At 73.4% G+C, this 17,621-nt stretch carries 13 protein-coding genes; 5 read left to right on the top strand and 8 right to left on the bottom strand.

What is annotated here, in order from left to right; translation table 11 throughout:
- Nucleotides 1-9 precede the first annotated feature (9 nt).
- A complete protein-coding gene (locus OHS33_RS31185; RefSeq protein WP_443065374.1) occupies nucleotides 10-663 on the bottom strand; it encodes a DUF4142 domain-containing protein in 654 nt (217 codons plus the stop codon).
- A 332-nt stretch (nucleotides 664-995) separates the two neighbouring features.
- On the opposite strand from OHS33_RS31185, the gene OHS33_RS31180 reads away from it, so the two are divergent.
- Both OHS33_RS31180 and OHS33_RS31175 read left to right on the top strand, forming a co-directional pair.
- Complete coding sequence (locus OHS33_RS31180) at nucleotides 996-1,628, top strand: hypothetical protein (protein ID WP_330333748.1); 633 nt, start codon at nucleotides 996-998, stop codon at nucleotides 1,626-1,628.
- Nucleotides 1,629-1,720: 92 nt separating this feature from the next.
- Nucleotides 1,721-2,392, top strand: a complete 672-nt coding sequence (locus OHS33_RS31175; RefSeq protein ID WP_330333747.1) for a DUF6445 family protein — start codon at nucleotides 1,721-1,723, stop codon at nucleotides 2,390-2,392.
- A 33-nt stretch (nucleotides 2,393-2,425) separates the two neighbouring features.
- On the opposite strand, the gene OHS33_RS31170 is transcribed toward OHS33_RS31175, so the two are convergent.
- Entirely contained in the window at nucleotides 2,426-4,696 is a 2,271-nt protein-coding gene (locus OHS33_RS31170; RefSeq protein ID WP_330335277.1) for a HelD family protein, read from the bottom strand.
- A gap of 246 nt (nucleotides 4,697-4,942) precedes the next feature.
- Here OHS33_RS31170 and OHS33_RS31165 point away from each other — a divergent pair, with 246 nt between their 5' ends.
- Complete coding sequence (locus OHS33_RS31165) at nucleotides 4,943-6,649, top strand: aspartate:alanine exchanger family transporter (protein ID WP_330333746.1); 1,707 nt, start codon at nucleotides 4,943-4,945, stop codon at nucleotides 6,647-6,649.
- Nucleotides 6,650-6,656: 7 nt separating this feature from the next.
- Here the strand turns inward: OHS33_RS31165 and OHS33_RS31160 are convergent, their stop codons facing one another.
- The gene (locus OHS33_RS31160; RefSeq protein WP_330333745.1) at nucleotides 6,657-7,925 is read right to left on the bottom strand and encodes a Gfo/Idh/MocA family protein; all 1,269 of its coding nucleotides are present in this window, start codon (nucleotides 7,923-7,925) and stop codon (nucleotides 6,657-6,659) included.
- A 492-nt stretch (nucleotides 7,926-8,417) separates the two neighbouring features.
- Here OHS33_RS31160 and OHS33_RS31155 point away from each other — a divergent pair, with 492 nt between their 5' ends.
- The gene (locus OHS33_RS31155) at nucleotides 8,418-9,050 is read left to right on the top strand and encodes an NADPH-dependent FMN reductase (protein WP_330335276.1); all 633 of its coding nucleotides are present in this window, start codon (nucleotides 8,418-8,420) and stop codon (nucleotides 9,048-9,050) included.
- 33 nt (nucleotides 9,051-9,083) lie between these two features.
- Here the strand turns inward: OHS33_RS31155 and OHS33_RS31150 are convergent, their stop codons facing one another.
- A complete protein-coding gene (locus tag OHS33_RS31150) occupies nucleotides 9,084-10,049 on the bottom strand; it encodes an isopenicillin N synthase family dioxygenase (protein WP_330333744.1) in 966 nt (321 codons plus the stop codon).
- 94 nt (nucleotides 10,050-10,143) lie between these two features.
- Nucleotides 10,144-11,187, bottom strand: coding sequence for a PHP domain-containing protein (locus tag OHS33_RS31145; RefSeq protein WP_330333743.1), 1,044 nt, complete (start codon nucleotides 11,185-11,187; stop codon nucleotides 10,144-10,146).
- A 139-nt stretch (nucleotides 11,188-11,326) separates the two neighbouring features.
- Between OHS33_RS31145 and OHS33_RS31140 the strand changes: the two genes are divergently transcribed.
- On the top strand, nucleotides 11,327-11,698 hold the full coding sequence (locus OHS33_RS31140; protein WP_330333742.1) for a cupin domain-containing protein: 372 nt from the start codon (nucleotides 11,327-11,329) through the stop codon (nucleotides 11,696-11,698).
- On the opposite strand, the gene OHS33_RS31135 is transcribed toward OHS33_RS31140, so the two are convergent.
- The 3 genes from OHS33_RS31135 to OHS33_RS31125 all read right to left on the bottom strand — a co-directional run bounded on the left by OHS33_RS31135 (nucleotide 11,674) and on the right by OHS33_RS31125 (nucleotide 17,585).
- Nucleotides 11,674-12,117, bottom strand: a complete 444-nt coding sequence (locus OHS33_RS31135) for a PaaI family thioesterase (protein WP_330333741.1) — start codon at nucleotides 12,115-12,117, stop codon at nucleotides 11,674-11,676. The genes OHS33_RS31140 and OHS33_RS31135 overlap by 25 nt on opposite strands.
- 58 nt (nucleotides 12,118-12,175) lie before the next feature.
- Entirely contained in the window at nucleotides 12,176-14,191 is a 2,016-nt protein-coding gene (locus OHS33_RS31130) for an NADPH-dependent 2,4-dienoyl-CoA reductase (protein WP_330333740.1), read from the bottom strand.
- Nucleotides 14,192-14,531: 340 nt separating this feature from the next.
- Entirely contained in the window at nucleotides 14,532-17,585 is a 3,054-nt protein-coding gene (locus OHS33_RS31125; protein WP_330333739.1) for an alpha-mannosidase, read from the bottom strand.
- Between the last annotated feature and the right edge of the window lie 36 nt (nucleotides 17,586-17,621).

Raw genomic sequence — 17,621 nt, 5'->3', positions numbered from 1 at the left:
CACTTCACTTCACTTCGTCGGTCGGGGACCGGTGGAGGGGGTGGGCGTCGGGGTGGGCGTGGCGTCGGCGAGCCCGTCGAAATCGACCAGACCGCTCGCCTCCAGGACCGTTATGTGGTCCAGCACCGTGGTGTTGGCGTCGGTGGCCAGGCCCCGGACCATGGAGTTGCGGGTCTGCGCCCGCACTTGGGCGACCAGGGCGAAGACCTTGCCGTGCGCCCGGCGCAGCAGCTGGATGAAGAGCCGTTCGTACTCCGCTCCCTGGGCGCGGTCGAGCTGGGTGAGCCAGCCCTGCTGCTGCTCGGTGGGGCGGTCGGGAAGGTCGATGCCGAGTGCCTCGCCCACCTCCAGGACGCGTCGGTCGAGTTCGGTGTGGCCCTCGACGAGGTGCTCTCCGGCGGTGCGGACGGTCGGCCGGGTGCCGCGCTGCTGGGCCTGGCGCCCGGCGGGCAGCTCCCACAGTCCGGCGAGCCGCACCTTGCGGACGAAGTCCCGGTCCTGGGGGCTCAGCGGACCGAAGGCCGTGCTCAGCGTCCCGGAGCCGTCGTCGTCGGGGGCGGGCACCTTGGCCGCCGCGGCGGCCGCGGCGGCGGTCTTGCCGCCGAACTTCTGCACCGGGATCAGCAGGGCGATCAGGGTGAAGGCGAGGGCCCCGATGACCACGCCCGTGCCGATCACCTGTCGCGAAGCACGCGACAGACCGGCAAGGGACGATCGGCGGAATGACAGCACTGTGCCTCCTTGTGCGGGTCCGGTAAGCCGCGCCGTGTCTGCCCGTTCGGCGCGGTGCTCCCGGGTGCCAAGGGACGCTAGGCGAGTTGGGGGGTCCGTACGGAAGGCCCATCACGAACGGACAAAGATCCGGGCGGCGGCGCGGGCGGATGGTACGGTTCCGCCCGGTCGCCGCCGGGCCGGGCCGCCAATCCGCCGGTTCTCAACTCCCGTGCAGCGCGGCGTGGTTGAGTGTCACGCGAGCCTTTGACAGGAGATTCGCGATGCGCCGGTACGGACCCGCCCGCTCCACCCTGGCCGCCGTGGCCACCCTCGCGCTCGCCCTCGCCGCGACCGGCTGCGGCGGCGGCGACGGGGCGGTCAAGGAGGTCTCCCAGGAGGGCAAGGGCGGCTACCCCTGGGTGGCCACCGACGAGATCTGCAACACCCTGCCCTACGAGAGGCTCGCCGACCCGCTCGGCAGTCGTGCGGAGGTCGCCGACCGGGCGAAGCGGACCAGCGGCGGCTCCCCCGGCTTCAGCTGCACCCAGCCGCTGGCGGAGAGCGGCGCCGCCGCGTACGGGGGCGTCAAGGTCGAGGTGGACTTCGCCTTCACGGAGAGCGTCGCCTTCGCCCAGCAGGTCTTCGCCACCGGAAGGAACGACACCCGCACCACCGTGCCGGACGGCGGTCAGGTCGACGTCAAGGACGTCGGCCGGGAGGCGATCCGCTTCGGCTACGACAAGCCGAAGGACCTGCACCAGGTGCGCGAACTCCAGCTGCGGGACAGCAACCTGCTGCTGACCGTGACGGTCACCGCGGACGCCCGCACGGAGCCGACGCCGGAGAGCCTGAAGAAGCTCGACGGGGCGGTCGACTCCTTCGCCCGGGGCGTTCTGGACGCTGTCCGGAAGTAGTCCGTTCCTCGCGGCCGGATGGGAAACACTTGACGCAAGGTTGACCACTTCTTTCGACTGCCGGGGCGGGGCGGGCCGTTAGCGTCCCTCCCATGCCCCCACGACCTACCGCCCTCCCCGTCCTCCCCTACCGCAAGCCCACCCGCGGCCGCGACTACTGGGTGTTGGACGACGTGCTGCCCGACCCGGACGCGGTGCGCGAGCGTGCGCTGGCCAGGGACGACTGGACCGAGGGGTACCCGCACAAGCCCGAGAGCTGGCCCGGGCTGCGCGCCATGCCCGGGCTGGACCCGGGCGAGCTGGAGCGGGTGGAGAAGCTGGTCCGCAAGGCGACCGGCGCCCGCGAGATCTGGGCCGAACGGCCCGCCGGGGGCGGTACCTTCAACCACAACTGCGTGCAGGTCGTCGGCGCGGGCGAGTGCGAGCCCCGCCCCCACACCGACTCGCGCAGCCTGTGCAAGTACGCCGCCGTGCTGTACCTGAACCCCCTCGTGCCCAAGGGGTGCGGGACCAGCTTCTACCGCCAGAGCCTGCCCGGCGGGGGCGTCGGCGGCAATCAGGTGATCGCCCCGCACAACACCCTGGTCGACGCGCTGGGCACCCGGTTCGTGTCGCCGGACTCCTTCGTCCCCGACATCGAGGTCCCCCACCGCGCCAACCGGCTGCTGCTCTACTCCGCGAACATGATCCACAGCGCCACGGACTACTGCGGCACCACCCTGGAGGACAAGCGGATGACCGCCGTCTTCTTCTGGAAGGCCTGATCCCGCCCGCGGCCGCCCCCGCCCGGGGGCGGCTCAGCCCAGCCCCGCCGGGAGCCGCCCGGTGTGCAGCACGCCGAGCGTCTGCGTGGCGCGCGTCAGCGCCACGTACAGGTCGCTGGGCAGCTGGTCGGCGGGCTCGGCCACGATCACCGTGTCGAACTCCAGCCCCTTGGCCTGGCGCGGGTCGAGCAGCACGACCGGCCGGGTCAGGTCCGGCTCCTCCCCCGCCCGCACCTCCACCCGCACACCGGCCAGCGCCGCCGCCAGCCCCACGTGCAGCGGCCGCGGCGCGATCACCGCGAGCCTGCCCTCCGCCCCGAGGTGGTCCGCGACGGCGCCGGCGACGGCGCGGGGCAGGTCGTCGGTCTCCCGGATCCACGGCGCGACCCCGGTGGAGCGCACCGAGCTGGGCGGTTCGAAGCCGGGGTGATGGGCCCGCAGTACGGCCGCCGCCAGCTCCATGACCTCGGCGGGCGTACGGTAGTTGACCCCGAGCCGCGCCAGTTCCCAGCGGTCCCCGACATACGGCGCCAGGATCCGTTCCCAGGATCCGCAGCCGGCCTCGTCGCCGGTCTGCGCGGGGTCGCCGACCAGGGTCATCGAGCGGGTGGGGCAGCGCCGCATCAGCAACCGCCAGGCCATTTCGGACAGTTCCTGCGCCTCGTCGACGATGACGTGCCCGAAGGCCCAGGTCCGGTCGGCGGCCGCGCGCTCGGCCGCGCTGCGGTGGTCCTCCTCCTCGTGGCGCTCCGCCATCCGCTCGGCGTCGATGAGGTCGTGCGCGGCGAGGAACTCGCTCTCCTCGTCCTCGAATTCGTACGACTCCGAGCCCTGCGAGAGGTCCAGCACGCCCTGCGCGTACGCGACGCGCCGCTCGCGCTCGCGCTCCTCGGCGGCGCGCAGCGCGCTGTCGTCGGTCCCGAGCAGCTCGGCGGCCTCGTCCAGCAGCGGCACGTCCGCGGGGGTCCACCCGCCCGTGGTGCGCCGGATCAGCGCGGCCTCCTGCGGCCCGAGGTGCGTGGGCTCGGCGAGGAAGTCGGCGATCAGCCGCTCCGGGGTGAGGGAGGGCCACAGGGTGTCGATGGCGGCGTGCACCGCGCCGCTGGTGGCGATCTCCTTGCCGAGCTGGGCGATGTCGTCGGGGCCGAGCAGGTTGGGGCCGCCGTACGGGTCCGCGCCGAGCCGGTCGGCGAGCTGCTCGGTGAGCGCGTCGATGATCCGGAAGGCGAAGTACGGCCGGGCCAGGTTGTGCGGCAGGCCGGTGCCGCGGGCCCGGTCGCGGGCCTCGTGCGCCATGGTGCGGTGGAGCAGCAGGGTGCCGTAGTCGTCGTGGTCGATCTCCAGGGCGGCCTCGGGGACCGTGTCGGTGTCCTCGCCGAGCCCCGCGGGCACGTGTTCCGGCAGCGTCTGGCGGTCGGCGACGACCCGGGCGAGTACGTCGGCCATCGCGGCGCGGCCCTTGACGGCCGCGGAGCCGGGGCGCTCGGCGGCGGTGGCGTGCACCCCGGGGAAGAGTTCACCGAGGGTGGCGAGCAGCACGCCCGTCTCGCCGAGGGCGGGCAGCACCTGGCCGATGTAGCCGAGGAAGGCGGGGCCGGGGCCGACGATCAGGACGCCGCGCTTGGCGAGCAGCTCGCGGTGCGCGTAGAGCAGGTAGGCCGCCCGGTGCAGGGCGACGGCGGTCTTGCCGGTGCCGGGGCCGCCCTCGACGACGAGCACCCCGCGGTGCGGTGAGCGGATGATGCGGTCCTGCGCGGCCTGGATGGTCCGCACGATGTCGTGCATGCGGCCGGTGCGCGCGGCGTCGAGGGCGGCGAGCAGGACGGCGTCCGCGTCGGCGCCCTCGTGTCCGGTGCGCTCGGCGTCGGTGAGGTCGAGGATCTCGTCGTGCAGGGCGGTGACCGTGCGGCCCCGGGTGGTGAGGTGGCGGCGCCGCCGCAGCCCCATGGGGTGGTGCCCGGTGGCGAGGTAGAAGGGGCGTGCCACGTCGGCCCGCCAGTCCAGGACGAGGGGGGTGCGTTCCGCGTCGTCCTGGCGGATTCCGAGGCGGCCGATGTGGTGGTCACGGCCGTCGGAGAACTCCAGCCGGCCGAAACAGAGGCCGTTCTCGCCCGCGTTCAGGGCGGAGAGCAGTCCGGATTGTTCGGCGACCATGACATCTCGCTCCAGCCGGGCCTGGAAACCGGTCCCGGCGTCGCGCAGTGCGCCCCGTACGGTGCGTTCGGCCTGTTCGCGCAGGTCGTCGAGGCGGTCGTACAGCTCCGTGATGAATTGCTGCTCATTCTCGAATTCCGCGGTTGACAATTCCACTCCCGACGCGATACAGTGTTCCCATAAGCTTCTTCACGACATTCCAACGCATTGCGTCATCGCGGAGTCGTGAATCATCAAATATACGCAGAGAAATACCCCGGTCGTCAATCCGACCGGGGTATTTCTTTTGTGCGCGCATCCGATCGGGTGAACCCGGCCGGATGCGGGGTTTCCGGCGCCGCACCGCCCGGAGGGCGCACCGAAGATGGGCGGACGCGGACCGGGAGGCGGACGTCCATGGACTGGCTGCGCGAGCACATCTTCGAGCCGTACCCCGAGCTGCTGGTCTTCCTGACCGTCGCCGTCGGCTTCCAGATCGGCCGGATCCGCTACCGGACCTTCGCCGTCGGGGCCGTGACCGGCTGCCTGGTCGCCGGGCTGATCATCGGCTCGCAGACCCGTGTGGAGATCACCGGGCCGATCAAATCCGTCTTCTTCCTGATGTTCCTCTTCGCCCTCGGCTACGACGTGGGGCCCAAGTTCTTCCGCTCCCTGCGCAAGGACGCCGTCCCCCAGGTCCTGCTCACCCTCGTCGTCTGTGTCAGCGGCCTCGCCGCCTGCTGGGGGCTCGCCGCGCTCCTCGGGTACGGGCCCGGGCTGGCCGCCGGGCTGCTCGGCGGGGCCCTCACCCAGTCCGCGGTGATCGGGGTCGCCGCCGACACCATCGGCCAGCTGCCCGGCCTCGGCACGGACGCGGCCCAGGAGCAGGCGCACCTCGTCGCCGTCGCCTACGCCGTCACCTATCCGCTGGGCACCGTACTGCCCGCGATCCTGCTGCCCACCGTGTTCCCCCGGCTGCTGCGCCGGGACCTGGCCGCCGACAGCGCCCTGCTGGGCGCCGACCTGGAGAGCGCCGAACCGGAACCGGACCTCGACGCCGGGAAGGGCTACTACCAGCACGTGCTGCGCGCCTACGACGTGGACGTGGACGGTTTCGCGGGCCGCGGCGTCGGCGAGTTCGAGGCGGAGCAGCGGGAGTTGGACCGGCGCATCTACATCACCCGGGTGCGGCGCGACGGGAAGGTCATCGACCACGACGCGCAGACCCTGCTGCGGCTCGGTGACACCGTCGCCGTGAGCGCCGTACGCGGGGACCTGGTCGCCTTCGACGCGCGGACGCACATCGGCATGGAGTCCGACGACACGGAGCTGCTGGGCTACCGCACCGAGACCCTGCACATCGTGCTGACCGGTCACGCCTACGACGGCACGACGATCCGGACGCTGCGCCACGCGCACTTCATGACCGGGGTGTTCATCGTCAGCCAGGAACGCGCGGGCGCCGAGCTGGCGATGGGCCGGGGCAACACCCTCCGGCGCGGGGACACCCTGGTGATCACCGGGCCGGAGCCGCTGGTGGAGCGGGCGGCGGCGCACCTGGGCACGGCGGTCCCGACCACCTTCGCGACCGACATGGTGTGGATCGCCAGCGGGCTGTTCGTCGGCGGCTGCATCGGCATTCCGGCCCTGCACGCGGCGGGCGCGCCGCTGTCGCTGTCCACCTCGACCGGGGCCCTGCTGATGGGGCTGGTCTTCGGCCACGTCCGCAGCAAGCGGCCGACCTACGGGAACCTGCCCTCGGCGGCGCAGTGGCTGCTGGGCACGCTGGGGCTGTGCATGTTCGTCACCATCGTGGGGCTCAACGCCGGACCGAGCTTCGCGAGCGGGCTGGTCCGGGCCGGGTGGCCGCTGCTGGTGGGCGGGGCGGTGGCGACCTCCCTGCCGCTGCTGGCCGGTTTCCTCTTCGGGCACTTCGTGCAGCGCATTCCGCTGCCGCTGCTGATGGGGGCGCTGTCCGGGGCACTGACCACGACGGCGGCGATCGGTGCGCTGAACGAGCGGGCGCGCAGCCAGATCCCGGGGCTGGGGTGCACCGTCCCGTACGCGCTCGGCAACGTGCTGCTGACGCTGTGGGGTTCCGCGATCGTCCTGCTGACCGGCTGAGGGGCCATTACGCGGGTACGTCGACCGGGGCGCCGAGGGCGCGGGCGCGCTCGGCGGCCCACACCAGGCGGTGCGTGGCCAGGCTGGTCCGCGGCCCGGAGAGCAGGAGGTCCCCGTCGCCGGTCGCCACGGCGGCCAGGAAGGCCTCGGTCAGGGCCAGGTCACCGCCCCCGTGACCGCCCTCGGGCGTCCCTCCCGCCGGTGCGACCAGCTCCTCGCGGCCGGTGCGGAAGTCGGTGATCCGCAGAGTGGCCCCATCGCCCTCGATGTGGCCGTGGGTGCCGAACAGCCGGGTGCGCCGGTCCGACATGGGGGTGAAGGCGCTCACGGTGAAGGTGGCGGTGGCTCCGTCGGCGAACTCCATGGCGACCACCTGGTGGTCGGCCGCGTCGTTGTCACAGGCGTACACGCAGCGGCCGTACGGTCCGGTGCGCAGCGCCTCCCGCACCGCGGCCTCGCTCGGTTCGGCGGTCACCGCCGACAGCGGCCAGAACTCGCGGCGCGGATCGCCGAGGCAGCCGAGGTAGAGGCGGGGCGCGGAGTAGGGGCAGTCGGGCTCGACGGCGCAGTCGGTGCAGCGGGCCGCGGAGCCGGGCGGGGCCCCTTCGGGCCGGAAGTGGGTGCGGCGGCCGTAGGACATGACGGTGCTCGGGGCGCGGCCGAAGAGGTGCACGAGCCAGTCCAGGTCGTGGCAGGCCTTGGTGAGCAGCAGGGGTCCGGAGGTGTCGGAGCGGCGCCAGTTGCCGCGGACGAAGGAGTGCGCGAAGTGCCACCAGCCGACGGGTTCCAGGTGTTCGGCGCCGACGAGGCGGCCGATCCGGCCCTCGTCGAGGAGGGCTTTGAGGGTGCGGGTGTAGGGCGTGTAGCGCAGCACGTGGCACACGGCGAGGAGGACCCCGTACCGCTCGGCGGCCTCGGCGATCCGCTCGGCCTCGCTCTCCTCGGCCGCCATCGGCTTCTCCACCAGGAGGTGGTGGCCGGTGGCCGCGAGGGCGACGGCGGGCGCGGTGTGCATCCGGTCCTGGGTGGCGATGATCGCGGCGTCCGCCTGCCGGCCCGCCGCCGCCAGCGCCCGCCAGTGCGGGTGGACCCGTTCGGGCGGTACGCCGAACTCGGCCGCGGCGGCGGCCCGGCGGCCCGGATCGGGCTCGGCGAGCGCGGTGATCCGTCCGGCCCCCGTCGCGTGCGCGTGCCGGGCGTACGTGAGCCCGCGCAGCCCGGCGCCGACGAGGGCCAGGGTCACCGGTGCGGCGGCGGGTGAGGGGTGCGTGGTCATACGGGCCTCCCTGCCCCGCCGGGCCCGGCCCGAAGCGCGGCGCCGCGCACCGTTTCGCGCGGCGGGTCGCTCGGCGGAGTCTCCCGGCGCGGTGTGGGGAGGGCCCGTGGGCGGGCGTCTAGTGCTGTGGCCGGGGAGGTTTGCCGGGTCGCGGTGTCCGGTGCCCTGGGGTCTCCCCAGGCCCGAAGGGCCGAGGGGACGCATCGCAAGGCGGAGGGCCGCGACTCGTACTGGACGTACCGTCGTGGTCCGACAACGCCGGGGGCACCTCCCAGCGGTAGCTGGGGGAGAGGTGCCGTGCCGGGCGCCGTGACACGGTGAATCTTCCCGGTCACAGCGCTAGAGTCGGCGCGGGGAGGGTCCGGGGCCGTCCGGCCGCGGGAACGTACAGCGGTCACACCCCCAGGAGCAGCAGTGGCGCCGACCGACTCCCCCACCTCCCTCGCCTTTCCCAAGGACCCGGCCGGTCCGCCCGCCGCGGGCCGCGAGCCCCTGCACGTGTTCGTGCTGTCGGGTTCCTCGCGCACCGGATCGGTCAACGCCCGCCTCGCCGCGCTCGTCGCGGGGCTGGTGGTCCGCGCGGGGGCGACCGCGGACCTGGCGTACATCGGGGACTTCCCGATGCCCCCGTACGACGGGGACGACGAGGCCGGTCAGGGCCCGCCCGCGGCGGCCGGGGCGCTGCGCGACCGGCTGGAGGCCGCCCAGGCCCTGGTGATCGCGTCGCCGGAGTACAACGCGTCGGTGCCCGGGGTGCTGAAGAACGCCGTCGACTGGGTGTCGCGGCTGCGCCCGCAGCCCTTCAAGGACAAGCAGGCCCTGCTGGTGTCGGCGTCCCCGTCGATGGTCGGCGGCAACCGCGGCCTGTGGGCGCTGCGCGTGCCGCTGGAACACCTCGGGGCCCGCGTGTATCCGGACATGTTCAGCCTGGCCATGGCGCACCAGGCGTTCGGTGCGGACGGCGCGCTGGTGGACGCGGGGCTGGGCGAGCGGCTCGGGTCGACGGTGGACGCGTTCCTCGCGCTGGTGGAGGCCGACACCCGGTACCTGTGTCTCCAGCGGCGCTGGTACGAGTTCCTCGGTGACCGCACCGACGCGCCGGTCACCGCCCGCGCGCAGGACTGAGCACGGGGGGGGCGATGGGCCCTTCGCGCCGGGTCAGGTGACGGTGATCGCGTCGAGCTTCGCGCGCAGGTAGTGGTGGGAGTCGACCGGTTCGTGGACCACCCGGCCGGTGGGCGCGGGCAGGGACTCGACCCGGGTGTGCGGGTCGCACTCGTAGAAGTAGACGAGGGAGACCAGTTCCTCGGCGGGTGCCTCGGCGGGCGGCGGCAGCACCCGGTGGCGGCCCGCGCGCCAGCGGTCCCCGGTCCAGCGGGCCATGAGGTCACCGATGTTGACGGTCAGCGCGGCCGGGTCCCAGGGCGCGTCCTGCCAGCCGTCCGCGTCCGTGTGGATCTGCAGCCCGCCCGCGCCGCGTTCGCGGTCCAGGACGGTGACGGTGCCGAAGTCGGTGTGCGCGCCGATGCGGAACTGCCCGGGCAGCGGCGGACCGGTCCGCTCGGTGCCCGGGTACCAGTTGACGTTGAACCCCCAGGTGGGGTGCGCCGTGTGCCGGGTGAAGAGGTCCGGGGCCGCGCCGAGGGCCTCGGCGAGCAGCTCCAGCAGTTCGTCCGACAGGGCGCGCATCCGGCCGAGGTACTCGGTGACCAGGGCGTGCAGTGCGGGGACTTCGGCGGGCCACGTGTTGGGGCGGAACCACTCGGCGTCCACGGCGGGCCGGCCGGTGGGCTCGTCGGCCGCGCAGGACCAGGACTCCTTGAGGTCGGGCGGGGACGGGGCGCCCTCGGCGTAGCTGTTGGCCTCGGCGCCCGGGCCGAGCCAGCCCCGGCCGCCGACGGTCACGGCGTACGGTTCCTTGACCTCGGCGGGCAGCCGGAAGAAGGCGCGGGCGGCCTCCCGGATCCGGGCGGGCAGGCCGGGGTCGATGCCGTGTCCGGTGACCAGCAGGAACCCGGCCTCCTGGAGCGCCCGGTCGACCCGGGCGGCCGTACGCGCCCGGGCCTCGGGGTCGCCGGAGCGCCAGGGCCCGAGATCGATCACGGGGACGGAGGAACGCGTCATGTGCGGCCTGCTTTCCGGTCGGTGACGGGGCGTCACTCGGGCGGGGCATCTCGGGGACGGGTCTCGCGGGGCGGGACGTCTCGGGATCGGGACGTCACCGGGGCGGGGGACGGCGGGTGCGGGTCCATGTTCGCAAGTCCTCCGCCGTCCAGGTGTTGACGACCCGCTCGGCGCTCACCCCGCACTCCACGGCGCGTTCGCAGCCGGTCCTCTGCCAGTCCAGCTGGCCCGGGGCGTGCGCGTCGGTGTCGATCGCGAACAGGGCGCCCGCGGCCACCGCCCGGCGCAGCAGCCTGCGGGGCGGGTCCAGCCGTTCCGGCCGGCTGTTGATCTCCACGGCGGTGCCGGACTCGGCGCAGGCCGCGAAGACGGCGGCCGCGTCGAAGGTGGACTCGGGGCGGGTCCGGCCGGTCACCAGGCGTCCGGTGCAGTGTCCGAGGACGTCCACGAGGGGGTTGCGTACGGCCGTCAGCAGCCGGTGGGTCATGGCGGGCGCGTCCATGCGGAGCTTGGAGTGGACGGAGGCGACGACCACGTCGAGGGCGTCCAGCAGCTCCGGTTCCTGGTCGAGGGAGCCGTCCGCGAGGATGTCGCACTCGATGCCGGTGAGCAGCCGGAACGGCGCCCAGGCCGCGTTCAGTTCGGCCACGGCGTCGAGCTGTTCGCGCAGCCGCTCCGGGGAGAGCCCGCGGGCGACGGTCAGGCTCGGCGAGTGGTCGGTGAGGACCGCCCAGGAGTGTCCGAGACCGGCCGCGGCCCGTCCCATGTCCTCGATGGGACTGCCCCCGTCGGACCATTCGGAGTGCAGGTGGCAGTCGCCGCGCAGGGCCGCGCGCAGGGCGGCGGCCGCGGGGCTGGGCGGCGGTTCGCCCGCGGGGTGGGCGGCGACCTCGTCCTCCAGCCCCTGGAGATAGCCGGGGACGGCCCCGGCGAGGGCCTCCTCCACGACCCGGGCGGTCTTGGGGCCGATGCCCTTGACGGATTCCAGGGTGCCCGCGGCGGCCCGCCGGGCCGTCTCCTCCCCGCCCATCGCGGTGAGGGCCGCGGCGGCGCCGCGGAAGGCGCGTACCCGGTAGGTGGGGGCCTGGGCGCGCTCCAGCAGGAACGCGATCCGGCTCAGCGCCGCGACCGGGTCCATGCGCGCCACCTCCTGCCGTCACCGCCGTGCGGGGGCCCGTACCCCCCCCCAGTCTGGCGACGTACGCCGGGTCGGGCACCCCGAGCGCGCGTAGGCTGGAACGTGGACTCGGGTGCCCTCCATCAGGAGGCGGTGGATCATGACCGGACTGATCGCCCGGAGCTTTGACTCCGCGGACGAGACGAGGCCGTTCGAGGACGGCAAGGGCAGGCTCGACCTGCTGACGACGGACGGCGGCCCGGTGGGGCGCGCCGTGTTCGAGCCCGGCTGGCGCTGGTCGCAGCACATCAAGCCACTGGCGGGCACCGAGAGCTGCGAGTCGGCGCACACCGGGTACGTCGTGAGCGGCCGGATGAAGATCGTGATGGACAGCGGCGAGAGCGGCGAGATCGGCCCGGGCGACTTCATTCAGATCGCGCCCGGGCACGACGCCTGGGTGCTCGGCGATGAGCCGTGCGTGGCCTTGGACTGGACCGGCTACGGAAACTACGCCAAGCCCAGCAGCGCGTAGACCGTGGAGGCGGTCGCCGAGGGTTCCGCGGCGCCCTCGGGGGTCATGGTGACGTCCGCGAACGCCATCCGCTTGCCCAGTTTGGTGACGCGCACGCTGACGAGCACGTCCGCGCCGATGACCGGGCGCTGGAAACTGGTGGACTGCTGGACGGTGGTCATCGGGCCGTACCCGCCGCGCGCCGCGGAGATCGCGATCACGGTGGCGGTGTCGGCGGCCGCCATCAGGGCCTGGCCGCTGAGGCCGCCGCCGTCCCGGGCGAGCCGCTCCGACCAGGGCAGGCGCAGCACCGTGCGGTCCGGTCCGGTCTCCTGGACGACGAGGCCGAGGTCGAGCACCCAGGGGGCGAAGTTCTCGGCGAGGATCTTCGCGCCGTCGGCCGGGGTGAGGGCTGTCGTGGTGAGGGGAGTCTGTGTCACAGGGTGATTGTGGCGGCCGTCCCCGGCCGCCACAACACCCTGTTCCGTGGGTGAACCGTCAGAGCGTCGCCGCGAGTTCGGTGCCCTGGCGGATGGCGCGCTTGGCGTCGAGTTCGGCGGCAACGTCGGCGCCGCCGATGAGGTGGGCGCCGACCCCGGCCGCGACCAGTTCGTCGAACAGGCCCCGGCGCGGCTCCTGTCCGGTGCACAGCACGACGGTGTCGGCGGGGATCAGGCGCTGTTCGCCGTCGACGGTGATGTGCAGGCCCTCGTCGTCGATGCGGTCGTAGGCGGCGCCGGCCACGGAGACGACCCCGCGGTGCTTCAGCTCCGCGCGGTGGATCCACCCGGTGGTGGTGCCGAGCCCGGCGCCGACCTTGGTCGTCTTGCGCTGGAGCAGGTGCACCTGGCGCGGGGAGGCGGGGCGCTCGGGGGCGGCGAGGCCGCCGGGCCCGCTGTACGTCGTGTCCACGCCCCAGTGCCGGAAGTAGACGGCGGGGTCCTGGCCGGCGCCCTCGCCGCTGTCGGTGAGGTATTCGGCGACGTCGAAGCCGATGCCGCCCGCGCCGACGACGGCGACGCGCTCGCCGACGGGAGCGCCGTCGCGGAGCACGTCGAGGTAGCTGACGACGGAGGGGTGGTCCACGCCCTCGATGTCGGGGGTGCGGGGGGTGACGCCGGTGGCGACGACGACCTCGTCGTAGCCGGTCAGCGCTTCGACGTCGGCGCGGGTGCCGAGGCGGACCTCGACCGCGAGGTCCGCGAGCCGGGTGGCGTAGTAGCGGATGGTCTCCGCGAACTCCTCCTTGCCCGGGATGCGGCGGGCGATGTCCAGCTGGCCGCCGATGTGGCCGGAGGCCTCGTACACGGTGACGGCGTGGCCGCGTTCGGCGGCGGAGACGGCGCAGGCGAGTCCGGCCGGTCCGGCGCCGACGACGGCGACGCGCTTCTTCGTCCGGGTCGGGGAGAGGACGAGTTCGGTCTCGTGGCAGGCGCGCGGGTTGACCAGGCAGCTGGTGATCTTGCCGCTGAAGGTGTGGTCGAGGCAGGCCTGGTTGCAGCCGATGCAGGTGTTGATGGTCTCGGGGCGCCCGGCCGCGGCCTTGGCGACGAAGTCGGCGTCGGCGAGGAAGGGGCGGGCCAGCGAGACCAGGTCGGCGCGGCCGTCGGCGAGCACCTCTTCGGCGGTCTCCGGGGTGTTGATGCGGTTGCTGGTGACGAGGGGGACGCTCACCGCGCCCATCAGCTTCTTCGTGACCCACGTGTAGGCGGCGCGCGGGACGGAGGTGGCGATGGTGGGGATGCGGGCCTCGTGCCAGCCGATGCCGGTGTTGATGATCGTGGCACCGGCCGCCTCGATCTCCTTGGCGAGGTGGACGACCTCGTCCAGGGTGGAGCCGCCGGGGATCAGGTCCAGCATCGAGAGCCGGTAGATCAGGATGAACTCCTCGCCGACGGCCTCGCGGGCGCGGCGGACGATCTCCAGCGGGAAGCGGACGCGGTTCTCGTACGAGCCGCCCCAGCGGTCGGTGCGCCGGTTGGTGGCGGCAGCGGTGAACTCGTTGATCAGGTAGCCCTCGGAGCCCATGATCTCGACGCCGTCGTAGCCCGCGACCTGGGCGAGGCGGGCCGCGCGGACGAAGTCCTCGACGGTCTGCTCGACCTCGTCCTCGCTCAGCTCGTTCGGGACGAAGGGGCTGATGGGGGCCTGGAGGGCGCTGGGGGCGACCAGGTCGGCGTGGTAGGCGTAGCGGCCGAAGTGGAGGATCTGCATCGCGATCTTCCCGCCCTCGGCGTGCACCGCGTCGGTGATCACCCGGTGCTCGGCGGCCTCGGCCTCGGTGGTGAGGCGGGCGCCGCCCTCGAAGGGGCGGCCCTGGTCATTGGGGGCTATGCCACCGGTGACGATGAGGCCCGCGCCGCCGCGGGCGCGCTCCGCGTAGAAGGCGGCGAGGCGCTCGAAGCCGCGCTCGTGCTCCTCCAGGCCGGTGTGCATCGAGCCCATGATCACGCGGTTCGGCAGGGTGGTGAAGCCGAGGTCCAGCGGGCTCATCAGGTGCGGGTACTGGCTCATGCGGGGGCGCCTCCTCGCGCGGGGGTGATGCCCCCTGTTGTAGCGAGCCGCGGCGTGCTTTGCAACTAGGTGCATAATCGGGGCCGAGGGCCACAGGGGGTGTCTGGTGGATCTGCGCGGGGAAGGAGCGGCGTCCGGTGCGTGCTCTCGGCGTGCCGGCCGGAAGCCCGCGTACTGGTTGTACGTGGGCTTTCGGCCGGTGCGGCGAGAGCGCGTGCCGGGCGTCGCGACGCCGCGGAGATCCACCAGACACCCCCTAGCCCGCCGTCCGGGCCTTCCGGGCCCTTCGGGCGGGACCTGTGGCGGACCTCACGCCCCACTGCGAGGCCGGCCGGAGGCCTCAGGCCCGGCGCAGGCGCACCGTGAGGATCTGGAACGGGCGCAGTACGAGGGCGACCGCTCCGTCCGCGCCGGGCCCGGTGACCGCCGCGGTGACGGGCAGCGGGCGCTCCAGCAGATCGCTCTCGACGGCGGCTCCGATGGCGAACCCCGGGGTCAGGGTGGCGCTCGCGCGCCCGCCGCGGGACTCGTAGAGGCGCACGATCACGTCGCCGCTGCGGTCCTCGGCCAGCTTGACCGCCTCGACGACCACCGCGTCGTCGTCCACCGCGACCAGCGGGGCGACCGGGGCCGCGCCGGTCAAGGTGCGCTCGGGCAGGTTCAGCCAGTGGCCCTCGCGCACCGCGTCCCCGACCGCCGCGCCCGGGGCCAGCGAGTAGCGCAGGGTGTGCTGGCCCTGGTCGGTCTCCGGGTCGGGGTAGCGGGGGGCGCGCAGCAGGGAGAGCCGGACCGTGGTGGTCTGGCCGCCGTCCGCGCGCACGTCGCGGGTCACGTCGTGGCCGTAGGTGGAGTCGTTGAGGACGGCGACGCCCCAGCCGGGCTCCTCGGCGTGGATCCAGCGGTGGGCGCAGATCTCGAACTTCGCCGCCTCCCACGAGGTGTTGGTGTGGGTGGCCCGGTGGACGTGCCCGAACTGGGTCTCGGACGCGGTGCGTTCGGCCTTCACGTCGAGCGGGAAGGCGGCCTTGAGGAACTTCTCCGTCTCGTGCCAGTCCACCTCGGTGACGATGTCGACGGTCTTGGACCCGGCCCGCAGGGTCAGCGACTGGACCGCCCGGGAGGCGCCGAAGGAGCGCGTGACGCGGACCGTCACGGCGCGCGGACCGTTCTCGGACAGCTCCATCGCGTCCAGTGCGACCAGGTCGGTGACGTTGTTGCGGTAGAAGGAGTCGATGTCCCAGGCGTCCCACATGTTGGGGAAGTCGGGGTGGATCTGGAGCAGGTTCGCGGCCCCGCCCGGCGCGACCGCCTCCCGGTCCGCCTCGATGTCGTAGGCCGAGACGATCAGCCCGCGGCCGTCGACGGCGACCCGCAGCCGCCCGTTGTCGAGGACGTGGCCGCCGCCGTCCCGCTCCCGCGCGGTGACCGGCGTACGGTCCGTGGCGGCCACACCGGCCGTACGGGCCTGCTCGGCCGGAACCGCGCCACCGGCCGGGACGCCGTGGCGGGCGTGCGGGGCGCAGTTGAAGACCAGCTCGGTGCTCCCGGGTCCGGCCAGGGCGCGCTGGGCCGCGCCGGTGATCGCCTCCAGTTCCGCCCGTACCTTCGCATAGGTCGCGCGGGCCTCGCGGTGCACCCAGGCGATGGAGGAGCCGGGCAGGATGTCGTGGAACTGGTGGAGCAGCACGACCTTCCAGATCCGCTCCAGGTCCGCGTGCGGGTACGCGAATCCGGGGACCCGGACGGCGGCCGTGGCCGCCCACAACTCGGCCTCCCGCAACAGGGATTCGCTGTGCCGGTTGCCCTGCTTGGTCTTGGCCTGCGAGGTGTAGGTGCCGCGGTGCAGCTCCAGGTACAGCTCTCCGGCCCAGACCGGCGCGTCCTCGTATTCGGCGTGCGCCTTCTCGAAGAAGGCGTCGGGGCGCTCGATCTCCACCCGGGGCGATCCCTCCAGGTCGCGCTGGCGGCGGGCCCGCGCGAGCTGTTCACGGGTGGGGCCGCCACCGCCGTCGCCCCAGCCGAAGGGGGCCAGGGAGCGGGAACCCCGGCCCTTCTCCTGGTAGTTGCGGGCGGCGTGGGCCAACTGCTCGCCGCCGAGGTCGCTGTTGTAGGTGTCGACGGGCGGGAAGTGCGTGAAGACGCGGGTGCCGTCGATGCCCTCCCACCAGAAGGTGTGGTGGGGGAACTTGTTCACCTGGGACCAGGAGATCTTCTGGGTCAGGAACCACTTCGAGCCGGAGAGCTTGACGATCTGCGGCATCGCGGCGGTGTAGCCGAAGGAGTCGGGCAGCCAGACGTTCTGCGTATCGATGCCGAACTCGTCCAGGAAGAACTTCTTGCCGTAGAGGAACTGGCGGGCCATGGCCTCGCCGCCGACCATGTTGGTGTCGGACTCCACCCACATGCCGCCGACCGGCACGAACTGGCCGTCCGCGATCTTCTTCTTGATCCGCTCGAACAGCTCGGGCCGGTGGGTCTTGATCCAGTCGAGCTGCTGGGCCTGTGACATGGCGAAGAGGAACTCGGGGTGTTCGTCCATCAGGCCGAGCATGTTGGAGGTGGTCCGGGAGACCTTGCGGACGGTCTCGCGCAGCGGCCACAGCCACGCCGAGTCGATGTGCGCGTGCCCGACCGCGCTGATCCGGTGCGCCGAGGCGTGGGCCGGGGCGGCGAGGACCGCGGCGAGCCGCGCACGGGCGGCGGGCGCGCTCGCGGGGACGTCCGTGAGGTCCACCGCGTCCAGGGCCGAGTCGATCGCGCGCAGGATCCCGTACCGCCGGGCGTCGCCCTGCGAGAGCTGCACCATCAGGTCGTAGAGGACTTCGAGGTCCTGGACCAGCTCCCAGACCTCGGTCTCGAAGACCGTGAGGTCCATCCGGGCCAGCCGGTAGAGGGGCTGGTCGCCACTGGTCTGCAGGTCGCCCTCGTAGGTGACGCTGTGGTCGACCAGGACGGGGTTGGAGGCCCCCTCGACGTACCACTCGACGCGCTCGCCGCCCTCGGCGCGGTCGGCGACGCGCACCCAGTCGTTGTACGGGTTGAGCGCCTTGACCTCGGCGCCGTCCGCCGTGTGCACCAGGCCCTCGCACTGGAAACCGGGCATCATCCGGTCGAAGCCGAGGTCGAGGACGGCCTCGACGGTGCGTCCGGCCCACTCGGCCGGGACGGTGCCGGTGAGCTTGAACCAGGTGGTGCCCCAGGCCGGCCCCCACGCGTCGCCGACCGCGCAGGGCCCGTACGCCGCGGCCAGGCCCTCGGCCACGGGGACGGGCTCGCCCGGGGCCTCCCAGCGCTCCACGGTCAGCGGGACGGAGCGGGAGCGGACGGCGGGCTTGATGCGCTCCTTGAGGACACGGCGGAGGCGGTGTTCGGTGATGCTGCGGTCGTCGTGCATGACGGCTGCTCCAGGAGAGGGGGTGAGGTGGCGGGT

This window comes from Streptomyces sp. NBC_00536, assembly GCF_036346295.1.
Classification (GTDB): Bacteria; Actinomycetota; Actinomycetes; order Streptomycetales; family Streptomycetaceae; genus Streptomyces.
The sequence above is the reverse complement of the archived record's forward strand: the minus strand, read 5'-3'. Positions and strand labels throughout refer to the sequence as shown.